16 protein-coding genes are annotated in these 18,657 nt (G+C 64.7%); 3 read left to right on the forward strand and 13 right to left on the reverse strand.

Going from position 1 to position 18,657, the window contains the following annotated elements:
• Positions 1–121: 121 nt before the first annotated feature.
• The 6 genes from I2488_RS19065 to rpmF form a co-directional block, all read right to left on the reverse strand.
• On the reverse strand, positions 122–505 hold the full coding sequence (locus I2488_RS19065; protein WP_196277379.1) for a hypothetical protein: 384 nt from the start codon (positions 503–505) through the stop codon (positions 122–124).
• A 188-nt stretch (positions 506–693) separates the two neighbouring features.
• Entirely contained in the window at positions 694–1,104 is a 411-nt protein-coding gene (locus tag I2488_RS19070; protein ID WP_196277380.1) for a MerR family transcriptional regulator, read from the reverse strand.
• 10 nt (positions 1,105–1,114) lie between these two features.
• Positions 1,115–1,411: an integration host factor subunit alpha gene (locus I2488_RS19075; protein WP_174544584.1), complete on the reverse strand. Its 297-nt coding sequence runs from the start codon at positions 1,409–1,411 to the stop codon at positions 1,115–1,117.
• Positions 1,412–1,718: 307 nt separating this feature from the next.
• Positions 1,719–2,696, reverse strand: coding sequence for a beta-ketoacyl-ACP synthase III (locus tag I2488_RS19080; protein ID WP_196277381.1), 978 nt, complete (start codon positions 2,694–2,696; stop codon positions 1,719–1,721).
• Positions 2,693–3,784, reverse strand: a complete 1,092-nt coding sequence (plsX, locus tag I2488_RS19085; protein WP_196277382.1) for a phosphate acyltransferase PlsX — start codon at positions 3,782–3,784, stop codon at positions 2,693–2,695. Before plsX ends, I2488_RS19080 begins: the two co-directional genes overlap by 4 nt.
• A 25-nt stretch (positions 3,785–3,809) precedes the next feature.
• The gene (gene rpmF / locus I2488_RS19090; RefSeq protein WP_039331452.1) at positions 3,810–3,989 is read right to left on the reverse strand and encodes a 50S ribosomal protein L32; all 180 of its coding nucleotides are present in this window, start codon (positions 3,987–3,989) and stop codon (positions 3,810–3,812) included.
• Positions 3,990–4,234: 245 nt separating this feature from the next.
• Between rpmF and I2488_RS19095 the strand changes: the two genes are divergently transcribed.
• Positions 4,235–4,627: an MAPEG family protein gene (locus I2488_RS19095; RefSeq protein ID WP_196277383.1), complete on the forward strand. Its 393-nt coding sequence runs from the start codon at positions 4,235–4,237 to the stop codon at positions 4,625–4,627.
• A gap of 69 nt (positions 4,628–4,696) precedes the next feature.
• Here the strand turns inward: I2488_RS19095 and I2488_RS19100 are convergent, their stop codons facing one another.
• Together I2488_RS19100 and I2488_RS19105 are read right to left on the reverse strand one after the other, a co-directional pair.
• Complete coding sequence (locus I2488_RS19100; protein ID WP_196277384.1) at positions 4,697–5,365, reverse strand: MBL fold metallo-hydrolase; 669 nt, start codon at positions 5,363–5,365, stop codon at positions 4,697–4,699.
• A 105-nt stretch (positions 5,366–5,470) separates the two neighbouring features.
• The gene (locus I2488_RS19105) at positions 5,471–6,169 is read right to left on the reverse strand and encodes a S24 family peptidase (protein WP_196277385.1); all 699 of its coding nucleotides are present in this window, start codon (positions 6,167–6,169) and stop codon (positions 5,471–5,473) included.
• Positions 6,170–6,292: 123 nt separating this feature from the next.
• On the opposite strand from I2488_RS19105, the gene I2488_RS19110 reads away from it, so the two are divergent.
• Positions 6,293–6,481, forward strand: a complete 189-nt coding sequence (locus I2488_RS19110) for a hypothetical protein (RefSeq protein ID WP_196277386.1) — start codon at positions 6,293–6,295, stop codon at positions 6,479–6,481.
• Positions 6,471–6,869 (forward strand): hypothetical protein, encoded by a 399-nt coding sequence (locus tag I2488_RS19115; RefSeq protein WP_196277387.1) that lies wholly within the window; start codon positions 6,471–6,473, stop codon positions 6,867–6,869. The genes I2488_RS19110 and I2488_RS19115 overlap by 11 nt, the downstream gene beginning before the upstream one ends.
• A gap of 61 nt (positions 6,870–6,930) precedes the next feature.
• On the opposite strand, the gene I2488_RS19120 is transcribed toward I2488_RS19115, so the two are convergent.
• The 5 genes from I2488_RS19120 to I2488_RS19140 all read right to left on the reverse strand — a co-directional run bounded on the left by I2488_RS19120 (position 6,931) and on the right by I2488_RS19140 (position 18,558).
• A complete protein-coding gene (locus I2488_RS19120) occupies positions 6,931–11,520 on the reverse strand; it encodes a hypothetical protein (RefSeq protein ID WP_196277388.1) in 4,590 nt (1,529 codons plus the stop codon).
• On the reverse strand, positions 11,520–13,526 hold the full coding sequence (locus I2488_RS19125; RefSeq protein ID WP_196277389.1) for a hypothetical protein: 2,007 nt from the start codon (positions 13,524–13,526) through the stop codon (positions 11,520–11,522). Before I2488_RS19125 ends, I2488_RS19120 begins: the two co-directional genes overlap by 1 nt.
• Positions 13,526–15,514 carry a GlcG/HbpS family heme-binding protein gene (locus tag I2488_RS19130; protein WP_196277390.1) on the reverse strand — a complete coding sequence of 663 codons (1,989 nt, stop codon included), beginning with the start codon at positions 15,512–15,514 and terminating at the stop codon, positions 13,526–13,528. Before I2488_RS19130 ends, I2488_RS19125 begins: the two co-directional genes overlap by 1 nt.
• Complete coding sequence (locus I2488_RS19135) at positions 15,514–16,842, reverse strand: multiheme c-type cytochrome (RefSeq protein WP_246465774.1); 1,329 nt, start codon at positions 16,840–16,842, stop codon at positions 15,514–15,516. Before I2488_RS19135 ends, I2488_RS19130 begins: the two co-directional genes overlap by 1 nt.
• Positions 16,843–17,121: 279 nt before the next feature.
• Positions 17,122–18,558, reverse strand: coding sequence for an aldehyde dehydrogenase family protein (locus I2488_RS19140; RefSeq protein ID WP_196277392.1), 1,437 nt, complete (start codon positions 18,556–18,558; stop codon positions 17,122–17,124).
• Positions 18,559–18,657 lie beyond the last annotated feature (99 nt).

Consider the following 18,657-nt stretch of genomic DNA (forward strand, 5'->3'; position numbering starts at 1 on the left):
TACCGTTCCGTCACAGGCACTGCACGCCTCTCTGGCCAGTCCGCACTCAGCGCAATCCGCGATCTCGTCGATGGACGCTTCGCCGTCGCTTGATCGGCATCAGTGCCAACCACCTGAGCAGTTACGCGAAAACAGCCATTTCTTCGGCCGTGAATCGAATGGATGACTCTTGGTCTGTATTTCCCACAATTGGCACCACGACCTGCCAAGGTTCCATATGTTCACGGGCCGGATCTTGACGGAGTGCTAAACAGGACTTCAAATGGTTGTTAAGAATGATCGTGCTATTAATTATCTGAATCAGCTTTACGGCTACCGAAAAGGCAAGTGCCTTTTGATTCTCCTCACGCTGCTCGCGATCCCTTCGCAGTGTTTCGTTTGACTGGCGCTTTGCTAGCCCCCAAGCTGGGATACCACCAGCCAGCGCGCCTAGCAGACCGCCAACAACTGCGGAGGTCATGTCAGACGATTCGAGCAACTGCAGGCATACTTGGGATGCGTTCATCAAGAAGAAGTACCCTCAAATCTTACGCCTCAAAAGCGCGGACAGCAGGATGTCTTCAGATTATCGGGAATTGCTGTTGACGATTTGGTACAGACGCTTCTGAAGCAATCGTCATTACCCAAGTGGAGACAACTCCCTCGAACCTCGGCGCAAGCGAAGAGTAGGCACCGGCCTTCAGCTAGAGCCGCCTACTCTTCCAACGCAGCAGCCAGCCGGTCGCGGATCGATTGGAGATAGGTCAGGAGCGGGGCAGCGGATTCCTGGTCCGGCGTTGTTGGCACAGCTTCCGGCGCTGGCAGCGCAGCCGCAGCGGCCCCCTTCTTCCCCCGCAGTGCTTGCCTTGCGCCCTTGATCGTGAAGCCTTCCTTGTGGAGGAGGCGGTGGATTTCGGTGATCAGGGCGACGTCTTCGGGGCGGTAATAGCGGCGGCCGCCCGCTCGGGTGAGCGGGCGGAGCATGGGAAATTGCTCTTCCCAATAGCGCAGGACGTGCTGGCGGATGCCGAGCGCCTTGGCGACTTCGCCGATCGTGCGGAAAGCGCCCGGGTCTTTACCGTCGGCCGGATCAGGTCCGGCATCGGGAAGTTCGGGTTCGCTCATCCGCTGGTGATCAGCCCTGGCCGATGCGGTCCTTCAGCATCTGGCTGGCGCGGAAGCTGAGGACGCGGCGCGGCGTGATCGGCACTTCGATGCCGGTCTTGGGATTGCGGCCGATCCGCTCCGCCTTGTCGCGCAGCAGGAAGGTGCCGAAGCCGGAAATCTTTACATTTTCCCCCTCAGCCAGTGCATTGCACATATGCTGAAGGATGGATTCAACCATTTCGAGCGAATCCGCACGGGACAGCCCCACGCGGCGGTTGATGCTCTCGGCCAGATCGGCCCGGGTCAGTGTACCTACAGAACGCATCCTTTATTCCCCCCAGAAGTCAGAAGACGCCAAGGGGGCCGACAATAACGCTGATTCTGCGGAACGCAATGCAATGCGTTGCGGACAAAGGATAAGACTGGACCGTTGCGGGACGAACTGTCGGTTGGTGCCGGAAGCGTGGTACACCCACCCCCAACCCCTCCCTCAAGGGAGGGGAGTAACGGACAGAGAGATTGTTCCAAAAGACTTCGTCATTGCGAGGAGCGCAGCGACGAAGCAATCCAGAGCGTCTCCGCAAACCGCTCTGGATTGCTTCGCTCCGCTCGCAATGACGAGGGAATTAGCTTCAGATGCGGGCGAGGCTGGCGCCCCAGGTGAAGCCGCCGCCCATGGCTTCGAACATCACCAGATCGCCCTTCTTGATCCGGCCATCGCGCATGGCGACGTCGAACGCCAGTGGCACCGAGGCGGCGCTGGTGTTGGCGTGCTGATCGACGGTGACGACGACCTTCTCGGCCGGGAGATCGAGCTTGCGCGCGGTGGCATCGAGGATGCGGAAGTTGGCCTGGTGCGGCACGACCCAATCGATCTCGGATGCGTCATGGCCTGTGGTTTCAAGCACTTCGCGCAGGACATTGGCGAGATTGGTAACGGCGTGACGGAAGACCTCGCGGCCCTTCATGCGGACCTTGCCGACGGTGCCGGTGGTGGACACGCCGCCATCGACATAGAGCAGTTCGTTGTGCGCGCCATCGGCGTGGAGCCGCGTGGCGATCACGCCGGGGGCAGCCGGGTCGGATTCGTCAACGTCCTGGGCTTCAAGCACGATCGCGCCCGCGCCATCGCCGAACAGCACGCAGGTAGTGCGGTCTTCCCAATCGAGGATATTGCTGAAGGTTTCCGCGCCGATCACCAGCGCACACTTGGCCATGCCGGTGCGGACCATCGAATCCGCAGTGGCGAGCGCGTAGAGGAACCCTGAGCAGACGGCGGCGACGTCAAAGGCGATGCCGCCGTTGCAGCCGAGGTTGTGCTGGACGATGGTGGCGGTGGCCGGGAAGGTCTGGTCGGGCGTGGCGGTGGCCAGCACGATCAGATCGACTTTCGAGGCCTCGATGCCGGCAGCTTCGAGCGCGCGGCGGCCGGCCTCGGTAGCGAGGGTGGAGGTCGTCTCCCCTTCCCCCGCGAGATAGCGCTGGCGAATGCCGGTCCGCTCGACGATCCATTCGTCGGTGGTGTCAACCATCTGCGCCATTTCGGCGTTGGTGACGCAGCGCTTGGGCAGGGCCGAGCCGCTGCCGCGAATGATCGAGCGCACCGTCATGCCGCGTCCTCACCGGTTGTCGCTGGGGCCTTGCCGCGGCCACCGCGGCCAGAAGTCCGAATGGTCTCGGCGCCAAGGCGCGCGAGGTCGGCTTCGATACGCTCGGTCAGGTTTTCCTCCAGCAGGCGAGCGGTGACGGCAACGGCATTGGCGACGCCGAGCGCCGAGGCGCTGCCGTGGCTTTTCACGACCACGCCGTTGAGGCCAAGGAAGACCGCGCCATTGTGGTTGTTGGGATCGAGGTGGTGCTTGAGCAGCTCGGTCGCCGGACGCGAGATCAGGAAGCCGAACTTCGAGCGCAGCGACGAGGAGAAGCTGCGGCGCAAGAGGTCTGCCACGAAGCGGGCGGCACCTTCCATCGACTTCAGCGCGATGTTGCCGGAGAAGCCATCGGTGACGACGACATCGCAATCGCCGCGCGAGAGCTTGTCGGCCTCGGTGAAGCCATCGAAGGTGAGCGCGAGATCGCCTGCGAGAGCCTTCAGCTGGTTGGCGGCATCGCGCAGGGAATCGGTGCCCTTGGTCTCTTCCGTGCCGATATTCAGCAGGCGGACGCGCGGGGATTCGAGGCCGTTGACGATGCGGGCGTAGGCCGCACCCATGATCGCGAACTGGACGAGGTTGCGCGCGTCGCAATCGGTGTTGGCGCCGAGATCGAGCATGATCAGGTCATGTTCGCCAAGCGTCGGCAGCAGGGCCGAGAGCGCGGGGCGATCGATGCCGGGCATGGTGCGCAGGGCGAGCTTGGCCATGGCCATGAGCGCGCCGGTGTTGCCCGCGCTGACAGCAGCGCCGGCATGGCCCTGCTTCACCGCGTTGATCGCCAGCCCCATCGAGGTGGTCTTGGCGCGACGGAGGGCCTGCGTCGGCTTCTCGTCACCCGATACGACATCGGGGGCGTGGAGAATCTCTGACGCTTCGCGAAGGTTGGGGTGGTTTTCGAGGGCCTGCTTGATGCGGCCCTCGTCACCAACGAGGAGGAACTTGAAGCGGTCATGACGACGACGGGCAAGCGCCGCGCCTTCGACCATCACGCGCACGCCCTCATCGCCGCCCATCGCATCGACGGCGATACGCGGCAGGCTCATGTCCTCAGTCCCCCCGTATTAAGGCTTAGAGCCCGACGGCGATGACTTCGCGACCGTTGTAGTGACCGCAAGCGTTGCACAGGTTGTGCGGGCGCTTGAGTTCACCGCAGTTCGAGCATTCGTGGAACGCTTCGACGCTCAGTGCGTCATGGCTGCGGCGCATGCCCCGGCGTGAGGGCGAAGTCTTTCTTTTGGGGACGGCCATCTCGGCACCTGTTCCTGAATTGCGTAGTTTTGTTGCGGGCGCGATAGGGAAAACCGGTTCATCGCACAAGCCCTGTTTGCGGCAGGACCCATACGCGGCGAAGGACGCCACAAGTCACGGGATTCGCCAATCGCTGGGCGAAGGCGCGCCTATACGGATTTTCTGATGCTTTGCAAGCGCGCCCGCGCTAGCCTCTGCCCCGGTTCCCGCGAAGAGGGACCATGAGAGAGGGGATAATCAGAGGCATGACAATTCTGCCAATTACGCTGTGCGCCGCCGCTGCAGCAGCAGCCGTCAACATCTGGCTTTCGATCCGCTGCGGCATGGTGCGCACCGCCAAGAAGATCAGCATCGGCGACGGGGGCGACATGGACCTGATCGCGCGGATGCGGGCACAGGCGAACTTTGTCGAGAACACGCCGATCGTGCTGGTGCTGATCGCCGCAGTGGAGCTGGCGCGGACCGGCAATCCTTACCTGATGGGCGTGGCGGCTGTGTTCATGCTGGGCCGCGTCGGCCACGGCATCGGCATGGACGGCGGGCCGCTGGGCTTCCTGCGCGGCGTCGGCACGCTCACGACCATGCTGACGCAGCTGGGGCTTGGCGTCTGGGCAGTTTCCATCGCGCTGGATATGTGAAGGATGCGAGGGGGATGGCTTGGCGACATGCCCTCCCCCGCCCCCTCCCGCATGCGGCAGGGAGATTTATCAGCTTAGGGCGTAGTCGCTGACGTAGGCGTTGGTCTGACGTTCGCGGCCGAAGGTGCTGTTGGGACCGTGGCCGGGGACGAAAGTGACATCGTTGCCGAGCGGCCAGAGCCTTTGCGTGATCGAATCGATCAGGTCCTGGTGATTGCCCATCGGGAAATCGGTGCGGCCGATCGAACCCTGGAACAGGACATCGCCGACAATCGCCACTCGCGTGGGCGCGTGGTGGAAAACGACGTGGCCGGGAGTGTGGCCGGGGCAGTGGATCACGTCGAGTTCGACTTCACCGACAGTGACCTTGTCACCATGGCCGAGCCAGCGGTTCGGCTCGAACACCTCGCCATCGATGCCGTAGCGCTGGCCGTCCTCGTCGAGGCGGCTGATCCAGAAGCGGTCATCCTCGTGCGGGCCTTCGATCGGCACGCCGAGTTCGCGCGCGAAGATGCCGACGCTGCCGCAGTGGTCGATATGGCCGTGGGTGACGAGCAGCTTCTCGATGGTCACGCCGGTCATGGCGATCGCCTTGCGCAGCTTGTCGAGATCGCCGCCGGCATCGATGAAGGCGCCCTTCATCGTCTTCGTGCACCAGACCAGCGTGCAGTTCTGCTGGAGCGGGGTGACGGGGATGATCGCGACCTTGAAGGGCGGCTCGGCTGTTGGCTGGGTCATGGCGCTGAGATGGCGCGTGGACGGCGAATTGGCAAGCCGGTGGTGGAATGCCTCGGGTGCCCCTCCACCATCTTCGATGGTCCCCCTCCCCGTGCCGGGGAGGAATTACAAGCGCCCGCCTTTCCAGACGACGCGTCCGACCAGTTCAAGTTCGGCGAGCGGGCGTTCGAGGCGGGGATAGGCGGGGTTGTCGGAGATGATCCGCACCGTGCCGCCGGGGCCGGGTTCGAGCCGCTTGACCAGCAGGACATCGTCGAGGCGGATGACGTGGATGCCGGCGCGCAAGGGGCGCGGGGTGCGGTCGACGAGGATCTCGTCGCCATCGCGCAGGGTCGGCTCCATCGAATCGCCTTCGACCTCGATGACCGAGAGCATGGCGGGTTCGAGCCCCTGCCCCTTGAGCCAGCGGTGGTTGAAACGCAGGCGGCCGGAGGGAATTTCCTCCGCCGGAAGCGTGCCGGGGCCAGCAGACGCGCCCAGCGGGAGGCGCGGGATGTCGGCCCATTCCGGAGTGATGGCGCGAAGCGGAGCGGCGCTGCGCGGAGCGCCCTGCCCGGCGGTGATCACGCCACCGCGCGGAGCGGCGCCGAGATCGCTTTCCGGGACGCCGAAGAATTCGGCCAGCGTGCGCCGGTCGTTCTCCTCCAGCTTGCGCGGGCTACCCTTGCGGACGAACTGCTGGAGATAGGTGGTGTTGCGGCCGATCAGCGCGGAGAGCGCGGAGAGGCTGACGCCGCGTTGCGCCGCAAGGCCGACGAGGCGGGCGCGGGCGCCGTCATCCGATTCGCTGTCTGCCGGGGCCATCTGCGCCTTCCTCCACTTTCGAAGGACTTTTCCTAGCATTGTAGGATTTCAAGATCAACATAGGAAAAATCCTATTTCGAGTCGTCTCCCATGGCGACCGCATCCGGAAGGGTCAGAGACGCCATGCTGCTCCGCAAGATCGAGAGCTTCCTTCGCGAGACTGGAATGCCCGTCACCAAGTTCGGCCGCCTTGCCGCGCACGATCCACGCCTGGTGGGCGATCTGCGCAACGGCCGCGAACCGCGTTCCGGAATGGTGGAACGTGTAGAACATTTCATGAACAACTTTGGAGGGAATGTCCATGCTGCTTGATCTTCACGCCTTCGAGACCAAGGCGCATGCCGAGAACGTCCCTCCCCCTTTGGCTCCCCCGGCGCTCGCCCCTCGCCCGTCGACCGCCGAGCGCCTGCTGCGGGCGGTGCGCGAGATCAGCGGGCCTCATGCCGAGGTGGTCAGCCATGACGAGACGCCGTGGGCGAGCATCACCTTCTCAGGCGCGCGGCATCGGCTGGTGCTGCGCTTTGCCGGGAGCGACGCGGTCAGCGACGGGGAAAGCTTCATCGCGGTGCTGCCCGAGCACGAGTTCAAGCTGCGCGGGCGTCTGGTCGCCGATGCGGCGGTGACGCGCGTGGATCACGAGGTCCTGCCCGCGCCGCTGATGGAAGTGGAATGCGAGATCCTGCTGCTGGACGACAACTGAGAGGATCGGCGGGTGCTCCCGAGCGCAAACGCTCAAGGCACCCGCTCTCCTCTCCAACCGGTCAGTTCGTCCTGGCGAGCAGGGGCGCGGTCTTTGCACCGACCCACAGGGTCATGTCGACAGCGTTCGAGACGCGGAAGACATCGCCCTTGCTGTTGAGGAACAGCTCTTCCATTTCCGGCCGCGTGAACGGGCGGGAGCCGAGGCGGCCGAAGACTGCCATCTGGCCGCCGGTCTCGTCCACGCCGCGGTCACGATCAAGCCCCTTGGACAGCGCGAGCGCGGGCGTGGGCGTGCGGGCCCAGGCGATCAGCTCGGGCTTGGGCTCGGGCGAGAAGCCGTAGAAGTTGGGCTGGCTGGCGGGCGAGGTCAGCTGCAGCACCTTCATCCCGTTCCGGCCATCGGCAACATAGGCGAAGAGCGAGGCATTGGTGGACGCGACGATCACGTCCTCGGCATCGTTGAGCTGCCCGTCGGCGGTGTAGCTGGTGTAGATCGACGGACGCGTCGGCGCGGTGATGTCGACGATGACCAGACCCTGCGACTTGGCCGCGACATAGGCATAGGTGCGCGCAAGATAAACGCGGCGGGCATTGGCCAGCGGCACGGTGGCCGAGGGCACGGCCTTGGGCTGCGCGAGGTTGGTGATGTCCATCAGTTCGAGGCCATTGGCCGTCGTCACCCACAAGTAGCGGAACTGCACCGCCGTGGCGCGCGGATCGCGCAAGGGCACGACCGAAGTGATGCGCGGATCGAGGCAGGTCTCGCCGCCCTTCTTCTCGCTGACTTCGCACGGCTTCTGCGGCGACCATGGCTTGGGCAGGTGGACCGTGACCAGGTTCTTGTCGGTTACGATATAGGCGTAGTCACCGGCCAGCGTGATGTGGCGGGCGCCGGTAAGGACGCCATCCGGGTTGAAGGTGAGCGCGCGGTTGAAGAAATTGTTGCGGAACTCGCCATCGGCCAGCGTATCGACGTTGACCGCGATCAGGCCTTCGACCGCATCCGTGACGAAGGCATAGCTGTAGATCGGCGAGAACGGCTGTTCCTGATTGAGGCCGCGCAGCTCGGGCGTGTTGCGCGTCGGCGCGATCGACTGGTTGGTCGGCAGCGCCATGCAGGTGGCGTTGGTGGTGGCGACATGCGTGTCATGGCCGAGCGGCGAGAACGGCGCGTTGACGATGCGTTCGGAGAAGCCCTTGTTGCCGATGGCGGCAATGTCGTAGGCCCGGAAGCCGCCCTTGCCTTCGGCGACGTACATGTATTCGCCGCGCATCTGCAGGCAGCGCACCGAGTCCCTTGTGCCTTCGACGATGTTCGAGAACTGCTCGTGCCCGGTGGTTTCGCCCGAGAGCTTGCCATCGAACGCCTTGCCGCGCGTCCAGTTCTTCAACTCGCGACCGTTCTTCTCGACATGCTCCTTCCAGTAATCCGGATAGGCATAGCGGTGGAGGTAGGAGCCTATCACCGCCTGCGGCTCGTCCCATTCGGTGACGCGGACGGCTTCGAAGCCGCCGTCGAGACCGAACCAGGCGTTCATGCCGACGAAGTTCACGTAGTTGGTGCCGAGCAGGAGCAGCTGCGCCATCGTGGCGTTGTTGTCCTCGTCCTGAGAGACGTGACAATCGGTGCACTGCTTGGTCTCGTTCTTGCGAACGGTGTGCGGGAAGTGCGGCGCGAAGGCCTGTGAGGAGTAGCCGATCGAGGAAATCGGGGGCTGCTGCACATAGATGCGTTCGCGGTTGATGTTGGTCGACGACAGGATCAGCGCCGAGGTGGAGCGGATCGGCGCGGTGATCGCCTTGCCCGCGACGGGGTTGCCGGCCGCATCGAACTGCACCGGATCGGAGCCCGACGACTTGTTGCGCTGGTGCTTGCCGAGCTGGAACATGTCGTCGCGCGCGACCTGCGGGTTATAGGTCGCGTAGTTGCGGGTGTAGTCTTCCTCGTACTTGTGCGTGGCCGACTTCCAGTTGGCCTCGATCGGCAGGTGGCAGCCGGCGCACGACGTGGTCCACGACAGGTGGCAGGTGAAGCAGGCCATGTCGTCGTCACGGTGGGCGCGGGCTTCCTTGGGCACGCCGGTGCCGAACTTGTAGACGCCATCCTCGGACGCGGACTTGGCCATCAGCTTGGCGCGCGCGGCCTTGGGGTTGAAGATCGGCTTGCCGGTGGAGTCCATCTTGCCGGCATAGCGCGCATCGACCGAATCCTTCACCAGGCTGACGCGCCAGGACAGGTTGGGATCGATGATCGAGCGCTGGACCAGCACGCGGCGGCCATCGGCCTCGTTGAACCATTCGAAGCGGCGCTGGCCATCGGCATTGCGCAGCAGGGCGAGGTTGTTGCCCTTTTCGGGCGCCGCCATGTTCGAGGTCAGCAGCGTCGGGTAGTTGTCCGGCGTGCCGTGACAGTCCTTGCAGCCGATCTCGACCGCATTGGCGACTTCGCCGTAGATCATGCCGTTGCCGTGGCTATCCTGCGAGAAGTGGCAATCGGCGCACTGCATGCCGAGCTGGGCATGGATGTCCATCATGTGGACGGCCTTGCCGGGATTGCTCTCGCCCGGTTCGACGAACTTGCCCTCGCCTGCCTTGCGGAACTTCTCGGGGTCCTCGGGCGAGATGATGTGGGCCTTGTCGGTGCCGTAGGACGACATGTCGCCCTCGTCGTCGAGCAGGTTGCCGCGACGGTCGCGCTTGAGGATGGCGCGGAAGTTCCAGCCGTGGCCGTGGTAATCGGCGAACTGGGTGCGCTCGAGCTTGTCGTTCAGGTCATAGACGTTGCGCAGGAACTCGACATCGCGCCACAGGCCGCGGGTGGACGCGCCCTCAGGGTTGCGATCGAGCACTTCGCGCTGTTCGTCGATGTTCGGATAGAACTGCTTCTTGAACGTCTTCTCGTAGTCCGCATCGGACATGCCGGCGGGCTTTGGCGCGCGGTTTTCAGGCCCCGGCCACATGCTCGGCGCGTCGGACTCATAGTCCCACATGGTGTAGCCGAGGTAGGAGTTCAGGAAGATGTTCGGCTGGTGCATGTGGCAGTTCATGCACTGCGCCGTCGGGATCGCGCGGGTGAAGGCGTGGACCAGCGGGTGGCCGCGTTCGCGATCCTGCATGACGACGGGGCCATCGGCATCGTGGGCGTCCTCGCCATGGTCGCCCTTCTTCGGGTGGCCCTTGGCGTCGAGACCGGCCATGGCGTGGGCCGAAGCCTGGTCCATCTTGTCATGGTCCATCGAACCGTGCGGGGCAACGCCCTTGCCGGGCGAATAGACCAGCTGTTCGGCCGAGGAGATGGCGCGGGCGCAATCGCCTTCCATGTCGGCCGACTGTTCGGGATCTGTCCTGTCGCCGCCGAGATAGCCGCGCTTGCCCCCCAAGACGGTGCCGCGCACCTTGTCGTGATGCTCTGCCTTCTCGGCGTCATAGGAGCCGTAGGCGCCCTTGCGGTGCTGGCCTTCGCGCAGGGAATTGATCGTCGGGTCGGCGGTGATGGTCTGCCCGTCTCGCCCGCACTTGCCATAGTTCAGCGAGTGGCGCGGTTCGCGGTCGTTGGCGTAGATGACGTGGCAGGCAGCGCAGCCCGAGGAGCGATAGTCGCCCGGCTGGTCGTTGGTGCCCATCTGGAACAGGAACGGGTCATTGAGGCGCGTCTTGTGGATGTTGAGCACCGGAATGGCGACGCGCAGGCCGGTGGCGGGGCCACGGTTGGACTGCTTCAGGTCCGGGCGGCCTGGTTCATCGAGGCGCTGGATCAGGCCGGTCGAGTTGGGCAGGCCGATTTCGGGGAACTGCGGGTTGATCGTGCGGCCACCGTCCTCGAACACGCGGAAGACGTCGCCCGGCGGGATCGTGTGCCAGCGGGGCAGCGGATACATGATCGGCAGCGCGCCGCGCGCCTTCTCCTTGGGCGTGACGGTGCCCCACATCGGCTTGCCATCGGGGCCGATTTCCTTCGACGCCGACTTGAGCAGCGCAGGCTCGCCATTGCGGGTGAAGCTTTCGCCGAACAGGTAGTTCTTGAAGGGAACGATACCGTTGTTATAGGCCGCGCCGCCCCACAGCATCGCGCCGGTGGACATGAGCGAGCGTTCGGACGCCTCGATGATCGACATGTGGCAGGCGCCGCAGGAATCGCGGGCAACGCGATAGTCCGACGGGTTGACGAAGCGGATGAACTCCGGGCTTTCCTTGGCGAGCAGCCCGTAGGAGCGCTTCGGGTTGGCCGAGGAGGGCCAGCCCCAGGCTGCCGGGTACTTCGGCAGGACGTGGGCGTCCTTCATGGCCGCGACGTATTCGATGGAATTTCGGTTCCATGACCGGTCGGCCATGACTTTCGTGTTGCCGCCATGGCAATCCGCGCAGGACAGGACCACCGCCGGGCTGGCGTGCATGGTGCGGTGATCGCTCTTGGTGTGGCAGCTGACGCAACCGGCGTTCTGCTTGTCGACGTAAGCCCACTGCTCTTCCGCAGTATCGCCCGGCTGGCCGCGCGGCGCGGCGGGGGCGCGGGTGTGGCTGACCTTCTGCGCCGGTTCCTCGCCCGAGGCGTAGAGCGCACTCGGGATGAGCAGCGCGGCCAGCGCGGCGACCAGCCATGCCAGCGAGAGAGTGCGGAGGCGGCGCGTTTGGGGCATGAGCTGGGTCATCAGAAGGCCAGGGTCGCGTTGGCGAGGACGGAGTAGAAGCGGCTTGCCTTGCCCATCTGGGCAAAGAGATCATCGAAGCCCGCCCCCGGATCGAGCACCGCGCCCGAGAGGCGGAAGACGAGGTTCTGCGAGGCGTTGGGGCGCCAGATCGCCGAGACCGAGGCGTCCCAGCCGATGTCACGCGGGATCGAGCCTTCGTTGCGCAGGACCTGCAGGATCTTGGTGTTCTCGAACCAGAGGTGATTGACGTTGGTCGAGACGCGCAAGGTGGGCGTCAGGTCGAAATCGGTGCCGAGGCCGACCAGCATGGTGCCGGGGTTGGTGAAGTTCGACTGGCCTTGCTCTTTCGACGAACGCAGCGAATTGAGGATGCCGTTGCGACCGTTGACCGAAATGTTGCGGCCACCGCCCGCGAACGGGATGGTCTGACGGATCCAGTAGCTGGTGTCCGCCCCGGCGAACTGGGGGTTTTCGAAGATCGCGTCGAAGCCGCCTTCGGTCTTGTCGTAAGGGTCGCTGTCACCGCTGGCCCAGAGGCCGGAAAGGCGGACGCGGGTCCAGTCGAAGTCGTAGCTGACCTCGGCCGCGGCCATGAAGGCCTTGATCTCGGCCGGGCGGCTGGTGAGGAAGTTGTTCCGGTCCTCGCCGAGCGCGGCATAGGCCTGTGCGGTGAGGTTGAGGCGGCCGATATGGCCATCGGCAGCGTAACCGAGATAGACCACGTCATATTCGCGGCCGCGCAAGTCACCGATCAGCGCCGGACGGACCGGGAAGCCGTTGGTATCGACCGTGATCTCGTTGCGTTCGCGGTTCATGTTGTAGGTGACCGAGACCTGGCTGGTCAGTCCGACGAAGGGGAAGTCCTGGCGATAGAGGTTCGCCATGAACACCCAGTCATTGCGCGGGGCGCGGCTGACGTCGTTGAGACCCGAGTTGGTCTCCTTCTCGAGCCGCCAGAACGCCGCGAGATTGAACTGGACGCGGTTGTTGTCACGGTTGCCGAAGAGGCGGATGCCCAACTGGTTGTCGTTGAACAGGAAACCGCGGAAGTCCGACTGCATCGGCTGAATGCCGGTGCGCAGGGAGATGAAATCGTAGCGCTTAGTATCGAACCGGCCGATGTGGTAGTCGATGAACGCTTCCTGCAGGCCGACGAAACCGTCGGTGCGCTTGGTGCCCTTGGACGGTTCGACGAACAGGACGCGGCGTTCGGGCACCTCGACGTGGTTGATGTTGCCGGCAATGGCGATGCGGTATTCGACCACCGGCGGCTTGTACGCCGTCATGCCCTTGAGCAACGAGAGGCTGGCGATGAAGGTCTGCGACAGCACGAGGCTGTGGCTGCGACCGAAGGTGTCGATCTCGTTGGGGTTGGTCGTGGTCTGGTTGCCGACCGGGATCGGGAAGCTGCGCGGCTCGACCACGGTATCGGAAACCGCGCCTGCCAGCAGGTACCAGTCGTCCCCCTTCAGGAAACCGGGGCGCTTGCCGCGCGCCAGGGGACGGTCGCCCTTCAGGAGGTTGTGGTGGAACGGGTCCAGCTGCGAATGGCAGACATATTCGAGCTTGGGGAACAGCGTGTAGAGCGCGCGGTCCTTCTTGCCGGTGGTCTTGTCCTTTTGCGGGCACAGCGTCGACATGATGCGCCAGCGGTCCGGCAGGGCAACGTCGAGGCCGAGATCGCCGACCGGGCCTTCGCCATCGTACTTGTCGTAGAACGCTTCCGGCGGCGGTGCGTTGACGGCGCCGGGATTGTCCTGCTCGACTTTCTCGGGGAGCTGCTTGTTGAAGCCGGGGCGGCGGCGGCCATCGATCAGTGCGCCGTCGGCATCGGTCTCGCCACCGGGGAGCGGTGCCTTGCTGTCAACTGTCGGCGCTTGCTGGGGCTCGGCAGTTCCCGGTGCCGATCCTGACGCATCCTGCAGGTAGAACGTCAGCGGTGCGGGCTGGACATGCGGCTGGGAGATGCCGAGGACGGGTGCGAGAAGGAGAGCGACCTGCTGCATCACTTGCCCTCGCAGACGTTCTGTTCGGACGTGTCGAGGAACGGCGCGAACGGGCAGTTCACGTAACGCAGACGCACCCCCTGCCCCACTGGCACGACAATGGTGTCAGCGCGGATCTCCTTGGGCGCGTTGCCGATGGTGCCGACCTTGGCCCCGCCGTTGTGGGTGCCGAGGAAGGCGATCATGTCGTCCTGATCGATGCCGTCACCCGAAATGCCGATGGCGCCGACAAGCTTGCCGTTGCGGTAGATCGGGACAGAGCCGGGGAAAATCTGGATGCCGTTGGCAAGGCGTTTCTTGCCTGTCGGCGTATCGGGTACGGCGGTACAGCGCTGCACCACGTCCCGCGCATTGAGCGAGCCTTCGACGAAGACCGCGTGCTGCAGCAGGTTGGCCTTGACCAGAGCAATCTGGAGACCGGTTGCGAAAGGACTGAAATCGTTGATCGGGCGCGAGAACGGACCGTGCGGGCGGCCGACCTCGCCATCGGGGAAGAACGGACGCGACAGATTGCCGCCAGAGCGATCGGCAAAGGCGATCTTTCCGGTCAGCGCGGTCTGATCGCCGAGGAAATCGCGGGCGCGCTGGACGAATGCGGGGATCTCGGCGTCCGTATCGTCCTGAAGCTGTTGCGCAGCGACCGGGTTGGAGAAAAATGCCGCCGTGCGGGCCTTCTGCAGCGAGACGTCGATGCCGAAGATCGGCGCGTCAGGCCCGCGGACGAGACCGAGGACCTCGCCGTAGGTATCGACCACCGAGATCGAGACTTGCGCGCGGCTGTCGAGCGGGCGGCGGATCTGCGCGCGGGCGCGCGTCATGATCGTGAAGGCCTCTTCGAGCACGGCGCGGACTTCGGCAGCGGTCAACGGCGTGCCGACCGCAGCGGCATCGGTGCCGGCCTTGATCGGGTAACGATTGGTGCCCGAGCCGTTGCTCAGCACATAGGCATCGGCGAGCGAGAATTCGGCAGAGGTGGCCCGGCGGATGCCGCTGGCTTCAGTGCCATAAGGCGTTCCGGCAAGGACGGCGGTTCCGTCGTAGTATCCGCGCACCGGGATCAGGGTGCCGGCAGTGTTGTTGATGGCAGAGAAGCTGGTCTGCAGCGGGTGCAGGCCTTCGACGCGGGCATCGGAGAAGCGCAGGGTCGATCCGTCGACAGGGATGCGGTCGGCACGGATCTCGACCGGCGGGGCGAACCCCTGAATCCCGGCGAGCGCCATGAACTCTTCGGGGTCGCCATCGACGTTGGAGACGTCCGGGTCATAGGCGTAATCGCCATCGGCCATGATGCCGATACCGCCAACCACAACGCCGTTCTTGTAAAGCGGCAATCCACCGGGGTCAGCAGAAAGGCCCAGTGGCGCGCGCTTGGGGCCGATGAAGGAACCGCTTCCGGCATTGCCGGTGGCGAAGCGGGCGGCAAGATCGGAACAGGGCAACTGGCTGAACTGCACGCCGAACAGCGGGCCGGATTCGAGGCCGGGCGTGTTGGGCGCAGGTGGGAAATGCTCCTGCACGATCATGCTGGCGGTGCGGGTGGAGAAGGCATTGCCGCTTGACGAGAGGTAAGCTGCCGTGACCGCCTTGGAGATCGCGCCCATCGTCGCTTCGACTTCGAGGCCCTGGGCATCGACCTCGCGCGGTGAGATTTCGCCGGTGGCTGTGCGCTGGCTGATCAGCATGCGCGTGGCGGCACCGTTCATGCGGAACACGGCGAGGACATTGCCGACACGGTCAACCACGGCGACGATGGCGGGATAGTTGAGCGCCTTGGCCTCGCCCACGGCCTGCGCGATGATCTGCTGGACTTCGGCAGAGGTCAGGGCTTCCGGCGCAGGATCGGCAAAGAAGCGCGACGACGAGGACGGCGTGGGAGTCGGCGTAAATGTACCGCCCGAGCCAGAATCACCGCCGCCGCACCCAGACAGAGTGAGAGAGAGCGCGAGTGCGACGGCGGTGGTCTGCCGGAAAGCCAACGGCATGCGCATCAGCGAAGGCTCCGGATCGAACGTACCGCGCTGCCCAGGGCGCGGCGGAAGGCAAGGGGCTGGAAGCCGTTGGGATCACGAACGGCGGCATAGGCCTGGTTTATCTGGACGCGCAGGCCATTGGCCGAACCCGGCGCGACCATGCCCTGATTGACGAGGCCGTTGAGCAGGGTGTCGACCGCCATGACCGACTGCACAGCGCCTTCGTAATCGGTGTAGCGTTCGCCGATTGCGTCGCTGGCGATCGAATCCATGATGGCGAAGGTCTGTTCGCGGGTGAAGCTGGCGGAGGCGAAGCGCGAGGACAAGGCATCGGCCGACTGGCGCAACGCCTGGGCTGCGGCGACAGTTTCGGCGCGGTTGGCCAACATCGCCTTGTGGAAGGCCTTGGCGCGGGCATCGAACGTGGCAGCGGCATCGGGCGCAACCACGCGGGCGGCGGCGAGAAGCATGATCATGTTCTCGTCATTGTAGGGTGGCGTGCCGAGATCGACGGGGCGACCCGGATTGCGCACGGCGGTAACGTTGCCGTCCTCGCTGTCATAGATGCGGCGGTGGCAGGAGTGGCAATCGTAGAAGGTGAATTCGGGGAAGATCCCGTCCATCGCCCGGGCGGGCTGGCTGTAGAGTTCGAGGCTGCGCTTGACGGCTTCTGCCTGACCTACGGCCCACATGCGCATCGAGTTGGTTTTGCCACCCTTGCGCTGGACGTAGTCGGCGTCCTCATCATGATGCTGCTGGAGCGTGGTGAACAGGTCCAGTTCGAACGAGATGCGCGGGTGGCCGGCGGCCATGATGCGGTGAGCGATGAACTGGCCCTTGGCATCGCCCGAGAAGTGGCAATCGAGGCAGACCTGCGCCTTGACCTGCGGGCGGGTCAGGTCGGTCATGCCCTGGGCAACGTTGCGCGCATGGCTGGCACCGACGGTGTAGTGGGTGGAAAGCCAGCCGCCGGATGCACCATGGCAGGCTTCGCAATCGACGCCATCGGACGGGCGCGAGGAACCCGGCGAGGCATGGCAACCGGCGCATTCGCGCTGAATGCCGGCGGCATCGAGGCCCATGCGGCGAACGATTGCCTGGCCGCGCGGCTCCTGGATCACGCGCCAGGCGCGGCTGTGTGCTCCGGAGGGGGAGGAATCTTCCTGCCAGCGCATGAGTTCGTCCTGCCGGACGACCGCGCCATCGGCGACGCTGCGACCATGGCAGGTGGAACCGGCGCACGAGGCGACTCCGACGTGTCCGCGCAGGACCGAAGGAGCCGTGCCTTGAGCCTGCACCGCAGCGGGCGAGACGAGCGAGGATGCGCCGAGCGAGGCACCGGCCATGGCCAGACACGCCGCAACAGCCATAGCGCCAGAGCGCGGAATCGCCCGGCACAGTGCCGCCAGTCGCCCGATTCCCAAGATTATACCCTGCATTGCCCCTCGTCCCCACCGGCGCTGCCTGCCGCGCGGCTTTATGCCTTGTGCGGAAGCCTTGGCCGGAAGTGCTGCAATGCGACCCCGTTTGAACCGAGACTAGGACACTCTGCCCCATGGGTTCAAGTGGCTAATCCGATTTCCTGGAAACATATCGGAAAGATAAGCGGCAAACCTCGACAAAACTCAGCGCCGCCGGATGACCATGTTCCTGATCTCGGACATGTCCTCCATGGCAAAACGGATGCCTTCGCGACCAAGGCCCGAATCCTTGACGCCGCCATAGGGCATGTTGTCGACGCGATAGGAGGAAACGTCGTTGACGACGATGCCGCCGACATCGAGCTTGTCCCAGGCGTCCATGACCTTGTGGATGTCGGCCGTGAACAGGCCGGCCTGAAGGCCGAACTTGCTGTCGTTCACTTCTTCAAGTGCGGCATCCCAGTCGGTGAATTTCGAGAGGATGACGACCGGGCCGAAGGCTTCCTCGGTATAGACGTCCATCTCGCGGCTGCAGCCTTCGAGCAGGGTCGCCTCGAGCATGTTGCCTTCGCAGCCACCGCCCGCGAGCAACTTCGCCCCGCCGGCCACGGCTGCATCGATCCAGGTCTTGAGGCGCTGGGCTTCCTTGGCCGAGATCATCGGACCGATGAAGGTATCGCGGTTCTTGGGGTCACCGGACTTGAGCGTCTTGACCTTGGCCGCGAGCATGTCGCGGAACTGGTCGTAAATGTCGGCGTGAATGATCACGCGCTGGACGTGAATGCACGACTGGCCGGACTGATAGTAACCACCGAAGATGATGCGGGCGAGCGCGTGGTCGAGATCGGCATCCTTGTCGACTACGACGGCAGCATTGCCGCCGAGCTCGAGGACGACCTTCTTCTTGCCCGCCTTGGCCTTGAGCTCCCAGCCGACGCCGGGCGAGCCGGTGAAGGAGAGGAGCTTCAGCCGCTCGTCGGTGGTGAAAAGGTCGGCGCCATCACGGCTGGCGGGCAGGATCGAGAAAGCGCCCTCGGGCAGGACGTCGCATTCGGCGAGGACTTCGCCCATGATGATCGCGCCGAGCGGGGTGAGGCTGGCGGGCTTCATCACGAAGGGACAGCCCATGGCGATCGCGGGCGCGATCTTGTGGGCGGCGAGGTTCAGCGGGAAGTTGAACGGCGAGATGAAGCTGCACGGACCGATCGGCACGCGCTTCCACATGCCCATGTAGCCCTTGGCACGCGGGCTGATGTCGAGCGGCTGGACTTCGCCATAGTTGCGGGTGGCTTCCTCGGCAGCGATGCGGAAGGTGTCGATCAGGCGACCGACCTCGCCTTCGGAATCGGCGATCGGCTTGCCGGCTTCGATGCACAGGGCATAGGCCAGCTCGTCCTTGCGTTCGGTGAAGCGGCGGACGCAGTGATCGAGCACGTCACGCTTTTCGTAGGATGCCAGTCGGGCCATGGGTTCGGCAGCGCGAACCGCGCCGGCAATGGCCTCAGCAATCACGTCGGGCGTTGCGAGCGCGGTGCGGAAAGCTACCTCGCCGGTGAACTTGTCCGTCACCTTCAGGTCGGTGTTGGGTTGCACCGCCTTGTTGTTGAGGTAGAGCGGGTAGACGTCCTTGAGCTGTGACACTTGATAACCTCCAACGTCATCCCGGGCCAAACCCGGGATCCCGCTATTTATCGAACCGCCGCAGGTGAAAAAGCGGGACCCCGGGTCCAGCCCGGGGTG

The organism is Novosphingobium jiangmenense (assembly GCF_015694345.1).
In the GTDB taxonomy this organism is placed as follows: Bacteria; Pseudomonadota; Alphaproteobacteria; order Sphingomonadales; family Sphingomonadaceae; genus Novosphingobium; species Novosphingobium jiangmenense.